Raw genomic sequence first — 15416 nt, forward strand, 5'->3', positions numbered from 1 at the left:
CCGGGAGCGGTCGGCGATGCAGCCCGATGGGCATGGCAGTTTCTCAACTGCCGTTCCTGGTCACGCCGTTCCGCCCTGTGAGGTCACCGGGAGTGAGCGGATTCATAGCGGTCACGCCTCTGAGGGCTCAGGAGAAGCGCTCTTCTTGCACTCCGTCACCTCCTAGGAGGTTCCGTGACTTTCGGGAAGACTCTGGCCCAAGTCGCCCGGGGCAATCCGGGCCGGAGTGGAAGAGTCGAACCCATGCAGGTCTGGCCTGGACAGGCGTATCCACTCGGTGCCACGTACGACGGTGCCGGTACCAATTTCGCGGTCTTCTCGGAGGCCGTCCGCCGCATAGAGCTGTGTCTGCTGCACGACGACGGCTCGGAGACCGCCGTCGAACTGCGGGAGACCGACGCGTTCGTGCGCCACGCGTACCTGCCCGGCATCATGCCGGGCCAGCGCTACGGCTTCCGCGCGCACGGCCCGTACGCCCCCGAGCGCGGGCAGCGGTGCAACTCGTCGAAGCTGCTCCTCGACCCGTACGCGCGGGCGATCAGCGGGGCGGTCGACTGGGGCGAGGCGGTGTACGGGTACCCGTTCGGGTCGCCCGACCGGCGCAACGACCTGGACTCGGCGCCGCACACGATGTCGTCCGTCGTGGTCAACCCGTACTTCGACTGGGGCGACGACCGCAGGCCGCGCACCGAGTACCACCACACGGTGATCTACGAGGCCCATGTGAAGGGCCTCACGATGTCGCACCCGGCGCTCCCGGAGGAGCTGCGCGGCACGTACGCGGCGCTCGCGCACCCGGCGATCCTGGAGCACCTCACCTCACTGGGTGTGACCGCGCTCGAACTGATGCCGGTCCATCAGTTCGTCAACGACCACCGCCTCGTGGAGATGGGGCTCAACAACTACTGGGGCTACAACACCATCGGCTTCTTCGCCCCGCACAACGCGTACGCCTCCTGGGGTGACCGCGGGCAGCAGGTCCTGGAGTTCAAGTCGGCCGTCCGGGCGCTGCACGAGGCGGGGATCGAGGTCATCCTCGACGTCGTCTACAACCACACGGCCGAGGGCAACCATCTGGGCCCGACGCTGTCCTTCCGGGGCCTGGACAATGCCTCGTACTACCGATTGGCGGAGGATCCGCGCTACTACATGGACACGACGGGCACGGGGAACTCGCTGCTCATGCGGTCGCCGCACGTCCTCCAGATGATCATGGACTCGCTGCGGTACTGGGTCACCGAGATGCATGTCGACGGGTTCCGCTTCGATCTGGCGGCGACCCTCGCGCGGCAGTTCCACGAGGTGGACCGGCTGTCGTCGTTCTTCGACCTCGTGCAGCAGGACCCGGTGGTCTCGCAGGTGAAGCTCATCGCCGAGCCGTGGGACGTCGGCGAGGGCGGCTACCAGGTGGGCAACTTCCCGCCTCTGTGGACGGAGTGGAACGGCAAGTACCGGGACACCGTCCGGGACCTGTGGCGGGGCGAGCCGCGCACCCTCGCCGAGTTCGCCGGGCGCCTGACGGGCTCGTCCGACCTGTACCAGGACGACGGGCGGCGGCCGCTCGCGTCCATCAACTTCGTCACGTGCCACGACGGCTTCACGCTGCGCGACCTGGTCTCGTACAACGAGAAGCACAACGACGCGAACGGTGAGGACAACCGGGACGGGGAGAGCTACAACCGGTCGTGGAACTGCGGGGCCGAGGGTGACACCGACGACCCGCGGATCCTGGGCCTGCGGGACCGGCAGAGCCGTAACTTCATCGCCACGCTGATGCTGTCGCAGGGCGTGCCGATGCTCAGCCACGGGGACGAGCTGGGGCGTACGCAGAACGGCAACAACAACGCCTACTGCCAGGACAACGAGCTGGCCTGGGTGCACTGGCCCGAGGAGCACGAGGAGGACGGCCTGCTGGCCTTCACGCGCGCGATGGCGCGGCTCAGGCGGGACCACCCGGTGTTCCGCAGGCGCCGTTTCTTCCTCGGGCGGTCGGTCGAGGGCACGCGTGACCAGCTGACCGACATCGCCTGGTTCACCCCGGAGGGCGGGGAGATGACGCGGGACGACTGGAACTCGGCGCAGGCGCGGGCCATGTCCGTGTTCCTGAACGGGCACGCGATCTCGGAGCCGGGCCCGCGGGGCGAGAAGATCTCCGATGACTCGTTTCTGCTGATGTTCAACGCCTCCCCCGACCCGAGGGAGTTCCTCGTGCCGCTCGACCACGGGCGGCAGTGGGAGGTCGTCGTCGACACGGCGCTGCCCGACGGGGTGCCGCCGGGCGCGGGCGAGAAGGTGAAGGCCGGCGACCGGCTCACGCTCCTCGACCGGAGCCTGACGGTGCTGCAGCGACCGGCGTGACCTCCGGGGCGGCTGGGGTCCGTACGAGGAGGGCTACGCCGAACGCGAGGGCGGCGGCCACGCTGCCGACGGTGAACGCGGCGGCGGGGCCGTACGACTCGGCGAGCCGGCCCGCCACCGCGAGCGTGACTGCCTGCCCGCCGACGAAGGCGCTCGCGGCGAACGTCATGCCCTCGGCGAGACGTTCGCCCGGCACGGCGCGTTCGGTGAGTCCGAAGCCGGTGATCAGGTTCGGCGCGAAGGCGGCGCCGAACACGGTCACCGCCACGTAGAGGCCGGTCATGCTCGTCGTGCCGATGAGCAGGAGGGACAGGAGGGCCGCGCCGGCGGTGGCCACGCGCCAGCGCAGGGCGAGCCCGAAGCGCTCCGGGACGGCGGCCATGGACAGGCCGACGGCGGCGCTCATGACGCCCATCGCGGCGTAGACGAGGCCCGCCTGGTCCTCCTGCCCGAGGTCCTGGGTGAGCGCCGTGATCCCGGCGCCGCAGCCGCCGAGGAGCACGCCCAGGAGGGCGAGGCCGAGGCGTACGAGCCGGACTTCGCGCGGCATACGCGGGCGGCCTCGCTGCTTCCTGGGGACCGCCACCGGCCGGACGGCCGTCGCCGTCGGGTGCAGCGCGAACGCCGAACCGCAGCCGGCGACGAGAAGGGCGGCCACCCCGAACGCGTACGCCGGATGGCCCACGAAGGCCGCCACGCCGATCAGCGCGGGTCCGAGGACGAACGACAGCTCGTCCATGGTGCTCTCCAGCGAGAACAAGGCGTTGACCACACGGCCGTCGCGCCCGTCCGTCCCCGCGCGGCGGACGAGGGCGACGCCCCTGGCTCTGGCCAGCGGGCCGATGCCGGGCACTGTGACCCCGGCGAGCACGCCGAGGACCACGAGCAGCGGTGTGGGGAGCCGGGCGAGGGCGCCGAGCGTGTAGCAGGCGATCGCGAGGGCGTTCAGGAGCGAGCAGCACAGCACGACGCCGCGCTGCCCGTGCCGGTCGGCGAGCCGGCCGACGACAGGACCCATGGTCACCTGTCCGAGCGCGAGGGCGCAGGCGACGATCCCTCCCGTCGCGAGAGATCCGCTCGTTCTCGTCACGAGCAGGACACTGCCGAACTGGATCACCGCGACCGGCAGCCGGCCGAAGAACGACAGCACCGGAAGCAGCCTTCCGGTCGCGTCGATCACCGCGCGGTACGTCGCCGTTGTTCGCTCGGCTGTTCCCCCTGCTGCCTGTGCCATCGTCCGACGCTATCCACGGCGGCGGTGACATATGCATACGGCGATGACACGAAAGACGCCCGGGCGGGTACGTAGCTTCGCATGACGCCCTTGACGCCGGACCCGCACGCCGCACCGCCCACGGCCACGTACCGGATGCAGCTCCAGCCGGCGTTCCCGTTCGCCGCGGCGGCCGCGGCCGTCCCGTATCTGGCCTCCCTGGGCGTCTCCCACCTGCATCTTTCGCCGATCTTGGAGGCCGTCCCCGGGTCCACGCACGGGTACGACGTCGTGGACCACGCGCGCGTGCGGGAGGAACTGGGCGGCGAGAAAGGGCTGCGGGCGCTCGCCAGGACGGCGCGCGAGCACGGGCTCGGGCTGATCGCCGACATCGTGCCGAACCACATGGCGTCGGCGGCCGGCCTCAACCGCGCGCTCCAGGAAGTGCTGCGGGACGGCCCCCACTCCCCGTACGCGCACTGGTTCGACATCGACTGGGAGGCGCAGGGCGGGCGGGTGCTGCTGCCCGTACTGGGGCACCGGCTGAGCCACGAGCTGGAGCACCTGGAGGTGGACGGTCCGGTACTGCGCTACTACGAGCACGCGTTCCCGCTGCGCGAGGGCACGCGGACACTGCCGCTTCCGGAGCTGCTCGACGCGCAGTGGTACCGGCTGGGCTGGTGGCGTCTTGCCCGAACCGAGCTGAACTACCGGCGGTTCTTCACCGTCTCGGACCTCATCGGGGTCCGCGTGGAGAACCGTGAGGTCTTCGACGCCACCCACGCGAAGATCCTCCAGCTCCTCGACGAGGGCGTCCTCGACGGGCTGCGGGTCGACCATCCCGACGGCCTCGCCGACCCGGGCGCGTATCTGAAGGATCTCGCCGACGCGGCGGGCGGGCGCTGGACCGTCGTCGAGAAGATCCTCGGCGAGGACGAACAGCTGCCCGCCGCCTGGCCGGTGGCCGGCACGACGGGGTACGACGCTCTGCGGCGGATCGACGGCCTGTTCACCGATGCGTCGGGGGCGGACGAACTGCTCGGCCGGTTCCGGCGCTTCACGGCGGCGCCCGCCGACGAGGGCGGTGACTGGGAGGCGACGGCGCGGCGCGCCGCGTACGAGGTCGTGACGCACGAACTGGCGGCCGAGGTGGACCGGCTGACGCGCGAGGCGGGCCGGCTGTGCGCGGCGGAGCCGACGCTGCGCGACCACGCCCCTTGGGCCCTGCGGACCGCCGTCCGCGAACTCCTCGTCCGCCTCGACGTGTACCGGCCGTACGTGAACGGGGGCGACGACCCCGAGACGGTTCTCACGCCCGAGGACGCCGAGGACGCGAAGGGTGCGTTCACCGTCGCGGAGGAGGCGGAGGCGGTGGACACGGTGCGGCTGCTGGCGCTCGGGAAGGGCGGGGCGGGGCCGGAGCACGGCGCGTTCCGGGCGCGGTTCGCGCAGACGGCGTCGGCGCTGCGGGCCAAGGCGCTGGAGGACCGGGCGTTCTACCGGCACGCGCCGCTGCTGTCCGCGACGGAGGTGGGGGGCGCGCCGCAGAGTCCGGCGGTCGACCCGGAGTCGTTCCACGCGTACTGCGCGCGCGTGCAGCGCGACTGGCCGTCCACGGGGACGGTGCTCTCTACGCACGACACGAAGCGCAGTGCCGATGTGCGGGCGGGGATCTCGGTGCTCACGCAGTGCCCGGAGGGCTGGGCCAAGCTGCTCGCGGAGGTCACAGGTGGCGGGGCGAGCGCGCCGGATGCCCAACTGGCGTGGGCTGCTTGGCAGACCGCGGTCGGCTTCGGCGACTCCGACGATGGTGACGGCGAGCGGCTTCAGGGAGCGATGCTCAAGCACGTTCGGGAGGCGGGCCTGCGCACGAGCTGGACGGAGCCGGACGCGGGGTACGAGAAGGCGGTGAGGGACTTCGTGACGGCGGGCCCGTGCGGGCCGCCGCGGAAGGCGGTCGCGTCGTTCGCGCGCTCCGTGCGGCCGCATGTGCGGGCGAATGTGCTCGGGGCGGCGCTCATCCATCTGACGATGCCGGGGGTGCCTGACCTGTACCAGGGAACGGAGTTCGAGTACCGGGCGCTGGTGGACCCGGACAATCGGGCGCCGGCGCGATTCGATGTCGGACGGCTGGAGCGGGGCGACGCCGGGCCGCTGGAGCGGGGCGACGCGGAGGAGAAGCTGGGGCTGACGATGGCCGCGCTGAGGCTGCGGCGGGCGCATCCGGAGTGGTTCGGCGGAGAGGCCACGTACGAGGCGCTGACCGCGCGGGGCGCGGGGGCGGAGCACTGTGTGGCGTTCGCGCGCTCGGCGGAGGTCGTCACGGCGGTGACCCGCTTGTCGCTGCGGCTGGCCGAGGCGGGGGGCTGGCGCGATACGGAACTGTCTCTGCCGGAGGGTCGGTGGGTCGATCTGCTGGCTCCGGGAGGGGAGTTCGAGGGGCACGCGCGCGTGGAGAAGCTGTTCGCGGGGTTGCCGGTGGCGCTGTTGGTCCGGGCGGGGGGTTAGGCCCCGCGTAGGGGTGGCGTGATCCGGAACCCCACACCCCGTCCGTGCGCCCCTCAGCCCAGAAGAACCGGAAGCGTCTTAGGGCCGCGTGTGGTCAGGCCCTCTGACTCGGGTCGGCCGGCGGGGGTCCAGCGTAGGCGGGGCAGCGCTTCCAGGACGGCGTGCAGGGCGCACTCCGCGGTGAGGCGGGCCAGTTGTATGCCCAGGCAGCGGTGGCGGCCCGTGCCGAAGGCGAGTCGGCCCGGTGCGGGGCGCAGGACTTCGTAGTGGTCGGGGGCGGCGAAGCGGACCGGGTCGCGGCCCGCGGAACCTATGAGGCAGGCGACGTCGGCGCCCGCCGGGATCGTGCCCGCTGCCGTGACCACGGGGACCAGAGCGCGGCGCATCACGATGTGCACAGCGGGGTCGCGGCGCAGGGACTCCGCCCAGGCCCCCGGAATCAGCGCGGGACGTTCCCGTACGAGCCTCAACTGGGTTGGATGGTCAAGGAGGTTGGCGAGGAACGACGCGAGGGCGAGATGGGTGGCCTCGCCTCCGGCGCCGAGCAGCGTTCCGGCCATCCCCACGACCGTCTCGTCCGGCAAGGGGCGGCCGTCGGCGCGTGCCGTGCACAGGACGGACAGCAGGTCGGCTCCCGGACGTGCGCGACGGCGAGCCACGTGCGGGCGCAAGAAGACGTCGAGGTCACCGTGTCCGCCGCCGAGGTGGGTGAGGCCGTCGCGGCACCACTCCCGCACGCGCGCGGTGTCCTCGTGCGGCAGCCCGAGCGCGCTCACCGCCGCCACGGCCGGCAGCCAGTGGCAGAACTCGGTGACGAGGTCGGCCTCTTGGCGGTCGGCCAGGCGTCGCGCGAGTACGAACGCCGCCCGCTCCACCCCGGCCCGTAGCGCGGCCAGCGCCCGCCCGCGCAGCGCCGGCGAGAGCAGCGCCCGGTGCGCGGCGTGCGTGCGGTCCTCCAGGGGCGCGCTCCCCTGGACCGGCGCGATGAGCCGCGGGTCACCGAGCGCCGCCCGTACATCCTCGTGCCGGCTGATCAGCCACGCGCCGAAGGCCTCGTCGTAGTGGAAGGGGTGCGAGGTCCTGAGCGTCCGGTACAGGGGGTAGGGGTCGCGGGCTATGTCAGGTGAACGGAGGCTGGGCGGCAGGGGCCCTTCGAGTCGCGGGAGGACGGTGGCCCGGGAAGCGGCGGGGCGGAGTCCGGCAGGGGTGCAGCCGCCGGTCGCACCGGCTCCGGCCGCCCCGGCACCTGTCCCGCCTCCGCCGATCACATCCGCCCCCGCCACATCCGCGTCACCGCTCGGCGCGAACGGGCACGACGCCTCGGGCTCCCGCGCCGCCGCCCCCGTGAACCCGGCGGAGCCCCACGCATCCGGAGCAACGCGCATCGCCGTGCCCCCAGCCCTTGTGCCGGTGCGCGCCGGGCGGCGCGCGATTCCTCCCAGGGGACCACCGAGTACGAACCCCCGCAGTCCTCGGACGCCCGTACGGGTGAGCGACCCCCGCCAAGCACCCGCGAAGCACCCGCCAAGCCCCCGCGCAGCACCCCGCCGCACCCGCCCCCGCCGCCTTCTTGACACGTGCCGCGCAGCGTGGGGTACTGCGGATGCGACGCGGGGAGCACCAACGGGGGGTGAGTCTGACGGAGCAGCGCTACCCGAATGTGACCGAATTGACCCAGTCAGCGCGGGAGCTGGCGGCCCGGCGTCCCGGTCTGTGCGTACTGCGCCAGGTCGGAACCTCACGCGCGGGCAGACCCCTGCACCTGCTCTCCGTGGGCGAGGCGCGCCCCTCGGTACTGGTGGTCGCGGGAGCCCACGCGAACGAACCCGTGGGCGGCGCCACCCTGCGGCGCCTCGCCGAACGCGCCGTACAGGAACCGGAGTTGCGTACCGACCACTCCTGGCACTTCCTGCTGTGCGCGGACCCGGACGGCGCCGATCTGCACCGCACCCCGGCGCCCCGCACCCTGCTCGACTACCACCGGCGCTTCTTCCGCCCGGCCGGTCCCGAACAGCCCGAGTGGTCGCCGTCCGAGCTGCCACCGGACCGGCTGCCACCCGAGACGCGCGCCCTGACCGGGGTCATCGACGAGCTGCGGCCGTTCCTCCAGGTGACGCTGCACGGGACCGATCTGGGCGGCAGCTGGGTGCAGTTGACGCGGGACATACCGGGGCTCGCCGAGCCGTTCGCCAAGTCGGCGGCGGAGCTGCACATCCCGGTGGAGACGGGCGCGGCGGACGCGGCGGGCTGGCCCGCGACCGGGCCGGGCGTCCATGTGATGCCGGCACCCGGCGCGGAGGCCGCGTTCCCGAGCCTGCCCGACGACGCCCGGCACAGCACCTGGCACCACGCCCACCGCTATGGCGGCAGTACCGCGATCATCGAGGTCCCGATGTGGGCGAGCGACCTCGTGGACGACCCGGCGCCGCACCCCACTCCCGGACTCGAACTGCGGCGCCTGGCCCACCGGTTGAGGCTGGACGCGCTCCGGGTGGAGGACATCCTCCACAAGGCGCAGCCCTGGCTTCCCGAGGAGGCCGGGCCGCTGTTGCGGGCGGCGCGTTGGGCGCTCGCGCTGGTCCCGGGGCTCGCCGCCGACTGGCTGCAACCGCCGCCGCCGGACGCCACGATGGCGTACGTGGGGAGCATCGACGCGTTCAGCAGGCGGCTGCCGCTGCGGGCGGCCGCGATGCTGCTGCGGGTCCTGGAGGAAGCGGACGCTCCGCAGGCTGCCGCCCTGGAGCAGTTGGTGGCGCTGTGGTGCGACGCGTTCGCCGAGCGGTTCAGGGCGCGGTGGGTGCCGCTTGAGCACCAGGTCGAGCACCAGGCGCGGACGACGCTCGCGGCCGTGCGGCACGCGCGGGTGACCGAACTCCCGTAGGAACAGCGGGAGTCAGCTTGCGGTGATCCGGAACGACATGCGCCCGAAGCCGACCTGGTCGCCGTCCTGGACGACGGCGGCGCCGACCACGCGCCGCCCGTTGACGGACGTGCCGTTCGTCGAACCGAGGTCACGCAGCACCCACATGCCGCCCTGCAGACTGAGTTCCGCGTGCACGCGGGAGACCGTCTCGTGGCTGAGGCGGAGCCCGTTCGCCGGGTCGCGGCCGATGCGGAGCGGATACGGGTTGCCCGGCGGCGGCAGTTGCAGCTTCGGGAGCCGCTCGCGCTGCCACGCCCCGCGCAGCCGTACCGTGAAGCCCGAGACCGCGGCGACGGAGCCGAAGACGACCCGTGACCAGCGGCCCTCGGTGTGCAGATCGGCGGTGAGCGCGGCCAGTTCGTCGGACCTGCGGGCTGCGAGGGCCAGCTCCATGCGCCGTACGAACGTGTCGTGCGAGAGCCTTCCCTGGGCGGCGCCCTCCCGGAGCTCCCGCAGCGCCCTGTCGCGCTCGGCGTCGGACAGCCGCGCGGGGTACGTGTGGTGCTCGTACGAGGAGGTCACGTTCGTGATTGTCCGGCAGCACGGCCGGGGTGTCCAGGAAACGACGAACTTCCCCCCTCCCGCGCACCGCCGTGACCAGCGAGGACAGGGGCCGCGGGCGCGGGGCTCCTGACGGACGGGTCGCGCCGCTGGTGGACGCCGGAGAACGAGCTGTCCGAGGGCCCGTCCGTGCGTCGAGCGTGCGTCTGATCCGGCGAGGAATGTGCGCGGCCCACCCCGAATCCCAGCGGATCGATCTCCGCTGAAGCAGGATGGACGGGTCGTCACTGTCGGCAGACAAGGGGGAACGGTCCGTGCGGTTCGAGGTGTGGGCACCACAGGCAGACCGGGTCACGCTCCATTGCGATGGCTCCACGAGCGCGTTGCGGCGCGACCCGGTGCGCGAGGGGTGGTGGGCGGGTGACGCCGACGCCGTGGACGGCTCGCGGTACGGATTCGCGCTCGACGACGGACCGGTGCTCCCCGACCCCCGCTCACGCCGCCAGCCGGAGGGACCGGACGGCCTGAGCGCGGTCGTCGACCACGCGCGGTACCAGTGGCGCTCGCCCTCGGGCCCGGAGCGCGGGCTCCCGGGCGCGATCCTGTACGAGCTGCACGTGGGGACGTTCACGCGCGAGGGCACGCTCGACGCCGCCGCCGAACGCCTGGGCCACCTGGTCGAGTTGGGCGTCACGCATGTGGAACTGATGCCGGTGTGCCCGTTCCCCGGCAAGCACGGCTGGGGGTACGAGGGCGTCAGCCCGTGGGCCGTGCACGAGCCGTACGGGGGCCCGGAGGCGCTGAAGCGGTTTGTCGACATGGCGCACGGGCTGGGGCTCGGCGTCGTCCTGGACGTGGTCCACAACCACTTGGGCCCCTCGGGCAACCATCTGCCCGCGTTCGGGCCGTACTTCACCGACTCCCACCACACGCCCTGGGGCGCCGCGATCAACCTCGACGCTGCCGGTTCCGACGAGGTGCGCGCGTTCCTCGTCGGCAGCGCGCTCGCCTGGCTGCGCGACTACCGGATCGACGGGCTCCGCCTGGACGCGGTGCACGCGCTGCGGGACACGCGCGCGGTGCACTTCCTGGAGGAGCTGTCGGCGGCGGTGGACACGCTGGGCGAGGAGCAGGGCAGGCCGTTGTTCGTGGTCGGCGAGTCGGACCTCGGCGACCCGCGCCTGATCACCCCGCGTGTCCACGGCGGCCTCGGGATCCACGCGCAGTGGAGCGACGACTTGCACCACTCCGTGCACACGGCGGTGACGGGCGAGTCGCAGGGCTACTACGCGGACTTCGCGGCGGCGCCGATGGCGGCCCTCGCCAAGACGCTGACCCGGGGCTACTTCCACGACGGCACGTACTCCTCGTTCCGGGGCCGCCATCACGGGCGCCCGATCGACCGCAGCCACACGCCCGCGCACCGGCTCCTCGGCTACACCCAGACCCACGACCAGGTCGGCAACCGTGCTCAGGGCGACCGGCTCTCCGCGATCTGCTCCCCCGGGCTCCTCGCGTGCGCGGCGGCGCTCGTCCTGACCGGGCCGTTCACGCCGATGCTGTTCATGGGCGAGGAATGGGCCGCGTCCACGCCGTGGCAGTTCTTCACCGACCACACCGACCCGGAGCTCGCGGACGCCGTGCGCAAGGGCAGGCGGCGGGAGTTCGCGTCGCACGGGTGGGCCGAGGGTGACATCCCCGACCCGCAGGACCCGGCCACGCGCGAGCGCTCCTGTCTGGACTGGTCGGAGGCCGCGAGCGGCGCCCACGCGCGCGTGCTGTCCTGGTACCGCGAGCTGATCGCCCTGCGCCGCGACCGCGCCGACCTGACGGACTCCGACCTCGCGGCGGTGCGGGTGGCGTACGACGAGGCGGCACGCTGGATCGCGTACCGGCGGGGTGATCTGCGGGTGGCGGTGAACCTGTCGGACGCGCCGGCGGCGGTGCCGGTGGGGCGCGGCACGTACCGGGTGGTCGCCGCGTGGGAACCGGTCGGACTGCCGGGCGAGGACGGCCTGCTGACCGTCCCCCCGGAGTCCTGCGCGGTGCTGGTCGGCCCCTGAGCCTGTTCCTGGGGCAGGCCCATCGGCCGGGGCCGGCCAGTCGGCGACCGGGGCCCCGTCACTCAGTCGGCGCCCCGGTACCCGTCGGTCAGTCGGCGTCCGGGTCCTTGTCGGAGAACTCCGTCACGAGTTCCAGGAGGATCGCCTCCCACGCCCGCTCCAGCTGGATGCGCAGGAGCGGCAGGGGGCTGTCGTCCGCGCCCTGGAGCCGTGCGGAGAGGCGTACGAGGGTGTCGCAGCGCGCGAGCCACAGGCCGCGGAGGGTGGCGCGGGCGCCGTAACCGGCGAGGGTCGCCGCGCGGACGGCCGCGCGGGCGCCGACGGAGATGCTGAGGCCCGCGATGTCCTCGGCCGGGTCGCCGATGACGGCGTCGGCCCAGTCGAGGGCGCCGCGCACCCGGCCGTCGGGCGTCACCGTCAGGTGCTCGCCCTTGAGGTCGTGGTGGACGACGACGGCGCCGGGCTGCGGGGCGAGCTGCGCGGTGGCGTGCGCGGTCAGCTGCGCGAGCCGGGCGGGCTCGAACTCGCCCTCCACGCCGAGGCGTTCGGCCGCGCGCGCCGCTTCCCTGCGCAGCACTTCGAGGGAGCGCGGCGGCACCCGGCGCAGGCCGAGGCTCTCGGCGCGGACGGCGGGCACCGCGCGGAGGCCGCCGAGCAGCCCGGCGAGATCCTCCTCGCCGGCCGCGGTCACGTCGACGGCCTCGCCCGAGACGCCCTGGAGCCGTGTGTCGAGCGTGTACATGAGACCGCTCGTCCACTCTCCGGACGCGAGGCTGGCCGGCACGGCGACGCCGACGTGCTGGCGCACGAGGTCACGGAGCCTGATCTCGCGGCGCATCCGGGCGGACGAGGACGCGTCGAGGGCGAAGCGCACCACGTAGCGGGTGCCCGCCCACCATGTGGCGTGGTCGCCGCCCTCGATGACGGGCGCCACGTCGAGCGCGCCGCCGTCGGGCAGGAGGGCGGCGAGCAGTCTGCGTACGGTGTCCTGGCTGGGCCGGGGGGTCTCGGACATGGCCTAGCTCACGATCGCCATGTCCCGCGACGTGCTGTTCAGCCGTCGCCCGCCGCCCTCGGTGACCGTCACGATGTCCTCGATCCGTACGCCGAAACGGCCCGGCAGGTAGATGCCGGGTTCCACGGAGAAGCACATTCCGGGGACCAGCGGCTGTTCCTCGCCCTCGATCATGTAGGGCGGTTCGTGGGTGGTGACGCCGATGCCGTGGCCGGTGCGGTGGATGAAGTACTTGCCGTACCCGCCCTCGTCGATGACCGCGCGCGCCGCCCGGTCGATCTCCTGGCAGGCGATGCCCGGCTGCACCGCCTCGCAGCCGGCCGCCTGCGCCTGCTTCACGAGGTCGTGGACGCGGCGCTCCTCGTCGGTCGGCTCGCCGACGTGGACGGTGCGGGAGGTGTCGGAGCCGTAACCGTGCTTGAGGCCGCCGAAGTCGAGGACGACCATGTCGCCGTTCTCGATGACGCGCTCGCCCGCCTCGTGGTGCGGGTTGGCGCCGTTCGGCCCGGATCCGACGACGGTGAAGTCGACCTGCGAGTGCCCGAACTGCCGTAGCAGATCGGCGAGATCGTGTGCGACGTCCGTCTCGCGGCGCCCAGCGAAGGACACCTTCTTGATCTCCTCGTACGTGGCGTCGGCGGCCTCGCCGGCGGCCGCGAGCCGTTCGAGTTCGGCCGCGTCCTTGACGGCGCGCAGCATCGGCAGGGCCTCGGTGAGGGAGGCGTACGAGGTGTCAGGAAGCGTCTTCTGCAGTCCGATCAGGTGCATCGCCCACGCGTTGTCACTGATGCCGAAGCGCCCGGAGGTGCCGAGGAGGGGCGCGGTCACCGCGTACGGGTCCTTGCCGTCGGTCCAGTCCCGCAGGGTGAGGGCGGGGGCGCCCACGGCCGCGGCTGCGTCCGGCGCTTCCAGGGTGGGGACGACGAGTACGGGGTCCCGGCCCGGGGCGAGGACGAGCATCGTGAGGCGCTCGGTGTCGGCGGTCGGCGCGTAACCGGTGAGCCAGACCATGTCCGGGCCGGGGGCCACCAGGACGCCGGCGAGCCCCGCCTCGGCCGCGGACCGGGCGGCGCGCTCCATGCGGGCCTTGTAGTCGTCCGCCGTGAACGGCGGTGGCGTCGCGGTCATCCGGTGTCCTCCGAGTGTGCCGAACTGGACAGTGCTTATCCGAACGGGACGTACGGGCAGCATCCTGCCCGCACGCCGGGCCTGACGCGAGTCAGTTCCGGCAACCGCCCCACCCACCTGCTAATGGCCAAGCATTGATCAACCATTACCACTAATGCTTAGATCGGCATCATCCGTTAACCCCCTGTTCCGGAGGACGTACCAACATGCTTGTGCTGGCCCAGATCAGCGACCTGCACCTGGACGGAACCCCGCGCGCCACGGAGCGCGCCCGCCGCGTCGTCGACCACCTGCGCGCGCTCCCCGGCCGCGTGGACGCGCTCCTGGTCACCGGCGACATCGCCGACCACGGCGCGGAGCCGGAGTACGAGGAGGCCGCCGAACTGCTCGGCCTGCACACCTTCGGCCTCCCCTTCCCCGTGCTCCCCTGCCCCGGCAACCACGACAGCCGCGCGCCCTACCGCAAGGCGCTGCTGCGTGAACCGGCGTCGGAAGGCCCGGTCAACCGCGCGTACCGGGTGGGCGGCGCGTGGGTCCTGATGTGCGACTCCAGCATTCCGGGCGCCGACGAGGGGCTGCTCGACGGGGAGACGTACGAGTGGCTGGAGACGACGCTGGACGGGATCGAGGCGGGGACCCTTGATGTCGAGGCGGGAACCCTTGATGGGGGCGCCCGGGGAACCCTTGATGGGGGCGCCCGGGGAACCCTTGATGGGGGCGCCCGCGAAAGCGCGAGCGCCCCCGCCCCCGTCCTCCTCGCCTTCCACCACCCGCCCGTGGCCCTGCATCACCCGTTGCCCGATGCCTACCAGTTGCAGCGGCCCGGGGATCTCGCCGCCCTGATGGCGCGGCGGCCCCAGATCGCCGGAATCATCACCGGCCACGCCCACACCCCCGCCGCCACCGTGTTCGCCGGGCGTCCCCTCGTGGTCGGCCCCGGCGTGACCTGGACGTTGCGGCTGCCCTGGGAGGGCGAGGGGGTCGCGGACCGTGACGCTCCGGTCGGGCTCGCGTTCCACATCCTCGACGACGAGCACCGGCTGACGACCCACTTCCGGGTCGTCTGACCTGCGCCTACACCACCACTCCCGGCGTCGCCGACAGCACCTGGTGCGCGCCCGACGCGTGAAGGACCGTCAGCGTGACCTCCTGCCCCGGAGGCGCGGCCTCCACTGCTCCGGCGAGGCCGTTCGCCGAGTCGACGGGTGTCCCGCCGATGGCGACCAGTACATCGCCACGGACGAGTCCGGCCGTGTAGCCGGGTCCGGGCACGTGGACGCCGACGACCAGCGCGCCCTCGCCCTTGGGCGCGTCCACCGCCTCGACGCCGAGCGCCGCCCGCAAGGGGCGGTCCGGCGGCGGGGACGCGTGTTCCGTGGACCGCGGCGGCGGGGAAGCGTGTTCCGACGTGGGCGGGGGCGACGGAGGACGCGCCTCCGCCGCCTCGGCCCGCTGCCGCATCTCCGCCAGCTTGCTCATCCCCACGACCGCCGCGCCGACCGTGCCGAGGCCGACGCCCGAGAGGACGAGCCCGGCCCCGAGCAGCAATCCGAGCGACAACGTCACAAGCCGCCTGCCCCGCCGTCGCGCGGCGTGCGGACGGCGGCGCGGTCCGGGCACCCGGTCCTCCACACCCTGCTCATTACGTGGAGCTCCGGGCATCGCCTTGGGGCGCAACGCGGTCTGTTCCATGGCCCACCTCCGGCC

Annotated in this window: 11 protein-coding genes; 5 read left to right on the forward strand and 6 right to left on the reverse strand. The window is 73.0% G+C overall.

The features are described from left to right. Nucleotides 1-243 precede the first annotated feature (243 nt). Nucleotides 244-2358 carry a glycogen debranching protein GlgX gene (gene glgX, locus ABZ893_RS05015; protein WP_361396891.1) on the forward strand — a complete coding sequence of 705 codons (2115 nt, stop codon included), beginning with the start codon at nucleotides 244-246 and terminating at the stop codon, nucleotides 2356-2358. On the opposite strand, the gene ABZ893_RS05020 is transcribed toward glgX, so the two are convergent. Beyond that, nucleotides 2312-3592 carry an MFS transporter gene (locus tag ABZ893_RS05020; protein ID WP_361396894.1) on the reverse strand — a complete coding sequence of 427 codons (1281 nt, stop codon included), beginning with the start codon at nucleotides 3590-3592 and terminating at the stop codon, nucleotides 2312-2314. The two genes, glgX and ABZ893_RS05020, sit on opposite strands and share 47 nt — an antisense overlap. An 81-nt stretch (nucleotides 3593-3673) precedes the next feature. Here ABZ893_RS05020 and treY point away from each other — a divergent pair, with 81 nt between their 5' ends. Next, nucleotides 3674-6079, forward strand: coding sequence for a malto-oligosyltrehalose synthase (gene treY / locus ABZ893_RS05025; RefSeq protein WP_361396896.1), 2406 nt, complete (start codon nucleotides 3674-3676; stop codon nucleotides 6077-6079). Nucleotides 6080-6132: 53 nt separating this feature from the next. Here treY and ABZ893_RS05030 read toward each other — a convergent pair whose 3' ends face one another. Further along, entirely contained in the window at nucleotides 6133-7464 is a 1332-nt protein-coding gene (locus ABZ893_RS05030) for a cytochrome P450 (RefSeq protein WP_361396899.1), read from the reverse strand. 218 nt (nucleotides 7465-7682) lie between these two features. On the opposite strand from ABZ893_RS05030, the gene ABZ893_RS05035 reads away from it, so the two are divergent. Beyond that, nucleotides 7683-8960 (forward strand): M14 family zinc carboxypeptidase, encoded by a 1278-nt coding sequence (locus tag ABZ893_RS05035; RefSeq protein WP_361396902.1) that lies wholly within the window; start codon nucleotides 7683-7685, stop codon nucleotides 8958-8960. A 12-nt stretch (nucleotides 8961-8972) separates the two neighbouring features. On the opposite strand, the gene ABZ893_RS05040 is transcribed toward ABZ893_RS05035, so the two are convergent. Then, nucleotides 8973-9524 (reverse strand): DUF1707 and FHA domain-containing protein, encoded by a 552-nt coding sequence (locus ABZ893_RS05040; protein WP_361396905.1) that lies wholly within the window; start codon nucleotides 9522-9524, stop codon nucleotides 8973-8975. A gap of 251 nt (nucleotides 9525-9775) precedes the next feature. Here ABZ893_RS05040 and treZ point away from each other — a divergent pair, with 251 nt between their 5' ends. Further along, entirely contained in the window at nucleotides 9776-11566 is a 1791-nt protein-coding gene (gene treZ, locus ABZ893_RS05045; RefSeq protein ID WP_361396908.1) for a malto-oligosyltrehalose trehalohydrolase, read from the forward strand. Between the two features lie 88 nt (nucleotides 11567-11654). Here treZ and ABZ893_RS05050 read toward each other — a convergent pair whose 3' ends face one another. Then, nucleotides 11655-12581, reverse strand: coding sequence for an aminoglycoside phosphotransferase family protein (locus tag ABZ893_RS05050; RefSeq protein WP_361396911.1), 927 nt, complete (start codon nucleotides 12579-12581; stop codon nucleotides 11655-11657). A gap of 3 nt (nucleotides 12582-12584) precedes the next feature. Next, nucleotides 12585-13709, reverse strand: a complete 1125-nt coding sequence (locus tag ABZ893_RS05055; RefSeq protein WP_361396914.1) for an aminopeptidase P family protein — start codon at nucleotides 13707-13709, stop codon at nucleotides 12585-12587. A 206-nt stretch (nucleotides 13710-13915) separates the two neighbouring features. Between ABZ893_RS05055 and ABZ893_RS05060 the strand changes: the two genes are divergently transcribed. Beyond that, complete coding sequence (locus tag ABZ893_RS05060; protein ID WP_361396917.1) at nucleotides 13916-14776, forward strand: metallophosphoesterase; 861 nt, start codon at nucleotides 13916-13918, stop codon at nucleotides 14774-14776. Nucleotides 14777-14783: 7 nt separating this feature from the next. Here ABZ893_RS05060 and ABZ893_RS05065 read toward each other — a convergent pair whose 3' ends face one another. Then, nucleotides 14784-15401, reverse strand: a complete 618-nt coding sequence (locus ABZ893_RS05065; RefSeq protein ID WP_361396919.1) for a PDZ domain-containing protein — start codon at nucleotides 15399-15401, stop codon at nucleotides 14784-14786. Nucleotides 15402-15416 lie beyond the last annotated feature (15 nt).

The organism is Streptomyces sp. NPDC046821, from assembly GCF_040645335.1.
In the GTDB taxonomy this organism is placed as follows: Bacteria; Actinomycetota; Actinomycetes; order Streptomycetales; family Streptomycetaceae; genus Streptomyces.

What these genes read in the sequence shown, in the direction of transcription:
- ABZ893_RS05065 (WP_361396919.1), bottom strand. Translation starts at nt 15,401, where the DNA reads ATGGAACAGACCGCGTTGCGCCCCAAGGCGATGCCCGGAGCTCCACGT.
- ABZ893_RS05035 (WP_361396902.1), top strand. Translation starts at nt 7,683, where the DNA reads ATGCGACGCGGGGAGCACCAACGGGGGGTGAGTCTGACGGAGCAGCGC.
- ABZ893_RS05030 (WP_361396899.1), bottom strand. Translation starts at nt 7,464, where the DNA reads ATGCGCGTTGCTCCGGATGCGTGGGGCTCCGCCGGGTTCACGGGGGCG.
- treY (WP_361396896.1), top strand. Translation starts at nt 3,674, where the DNA reads ATGACGCCCTTGACGCCGGACCCGCACGCCGCACCGCCCACGGCCACG.
- ABZ893_RS05020 (WP_361396894.1), bottom strand. Translation starts at nt 3,592, where the DNA reads ATGGCACAGGCAGCAGGGGGAACAGCCGAGCGAACAACGGCGACGTAC.
- glgX (WP_361396891.1), top strand. Translation starts at nt 244, where the DNA reads ATGCAGGTCTGGCCTGGACAGGCGTATCCACTCGGTGCCACGTACGAC.
- ABZ893_RS05055 (WP_361396914.1), bottom strand. Translation starts at nt 13,709, where the DNA reads ATGACCGCGACGCCACCGCCGTTCACGGCGGACGACTACAAGGCCCGC.
- ABZ893_RS05060 (WP_361396917.1), top strand. Translation starts at nt 13,916, where the DNA reads ATGCTTGTGCTGGCCCAGATCAGCGACCTGCACCTGGACGGAACCCCG.
- ABZ893_RS05050 (WP_361396911.1), bottom strand. Translation starts at nt 12,581, where the DNA reads ATGTCCGAGACCCCCCGGCCCAGCCAGGACACCGTACGCAGACTGCTC.
- treZ (WP_361396908.1), top strand. Translation starts at nt 9,776, where the DNA reads ATGGACGGGTCGTCACTGTCGGCAGACAAGGGGGAACGGTCCGTGCGG.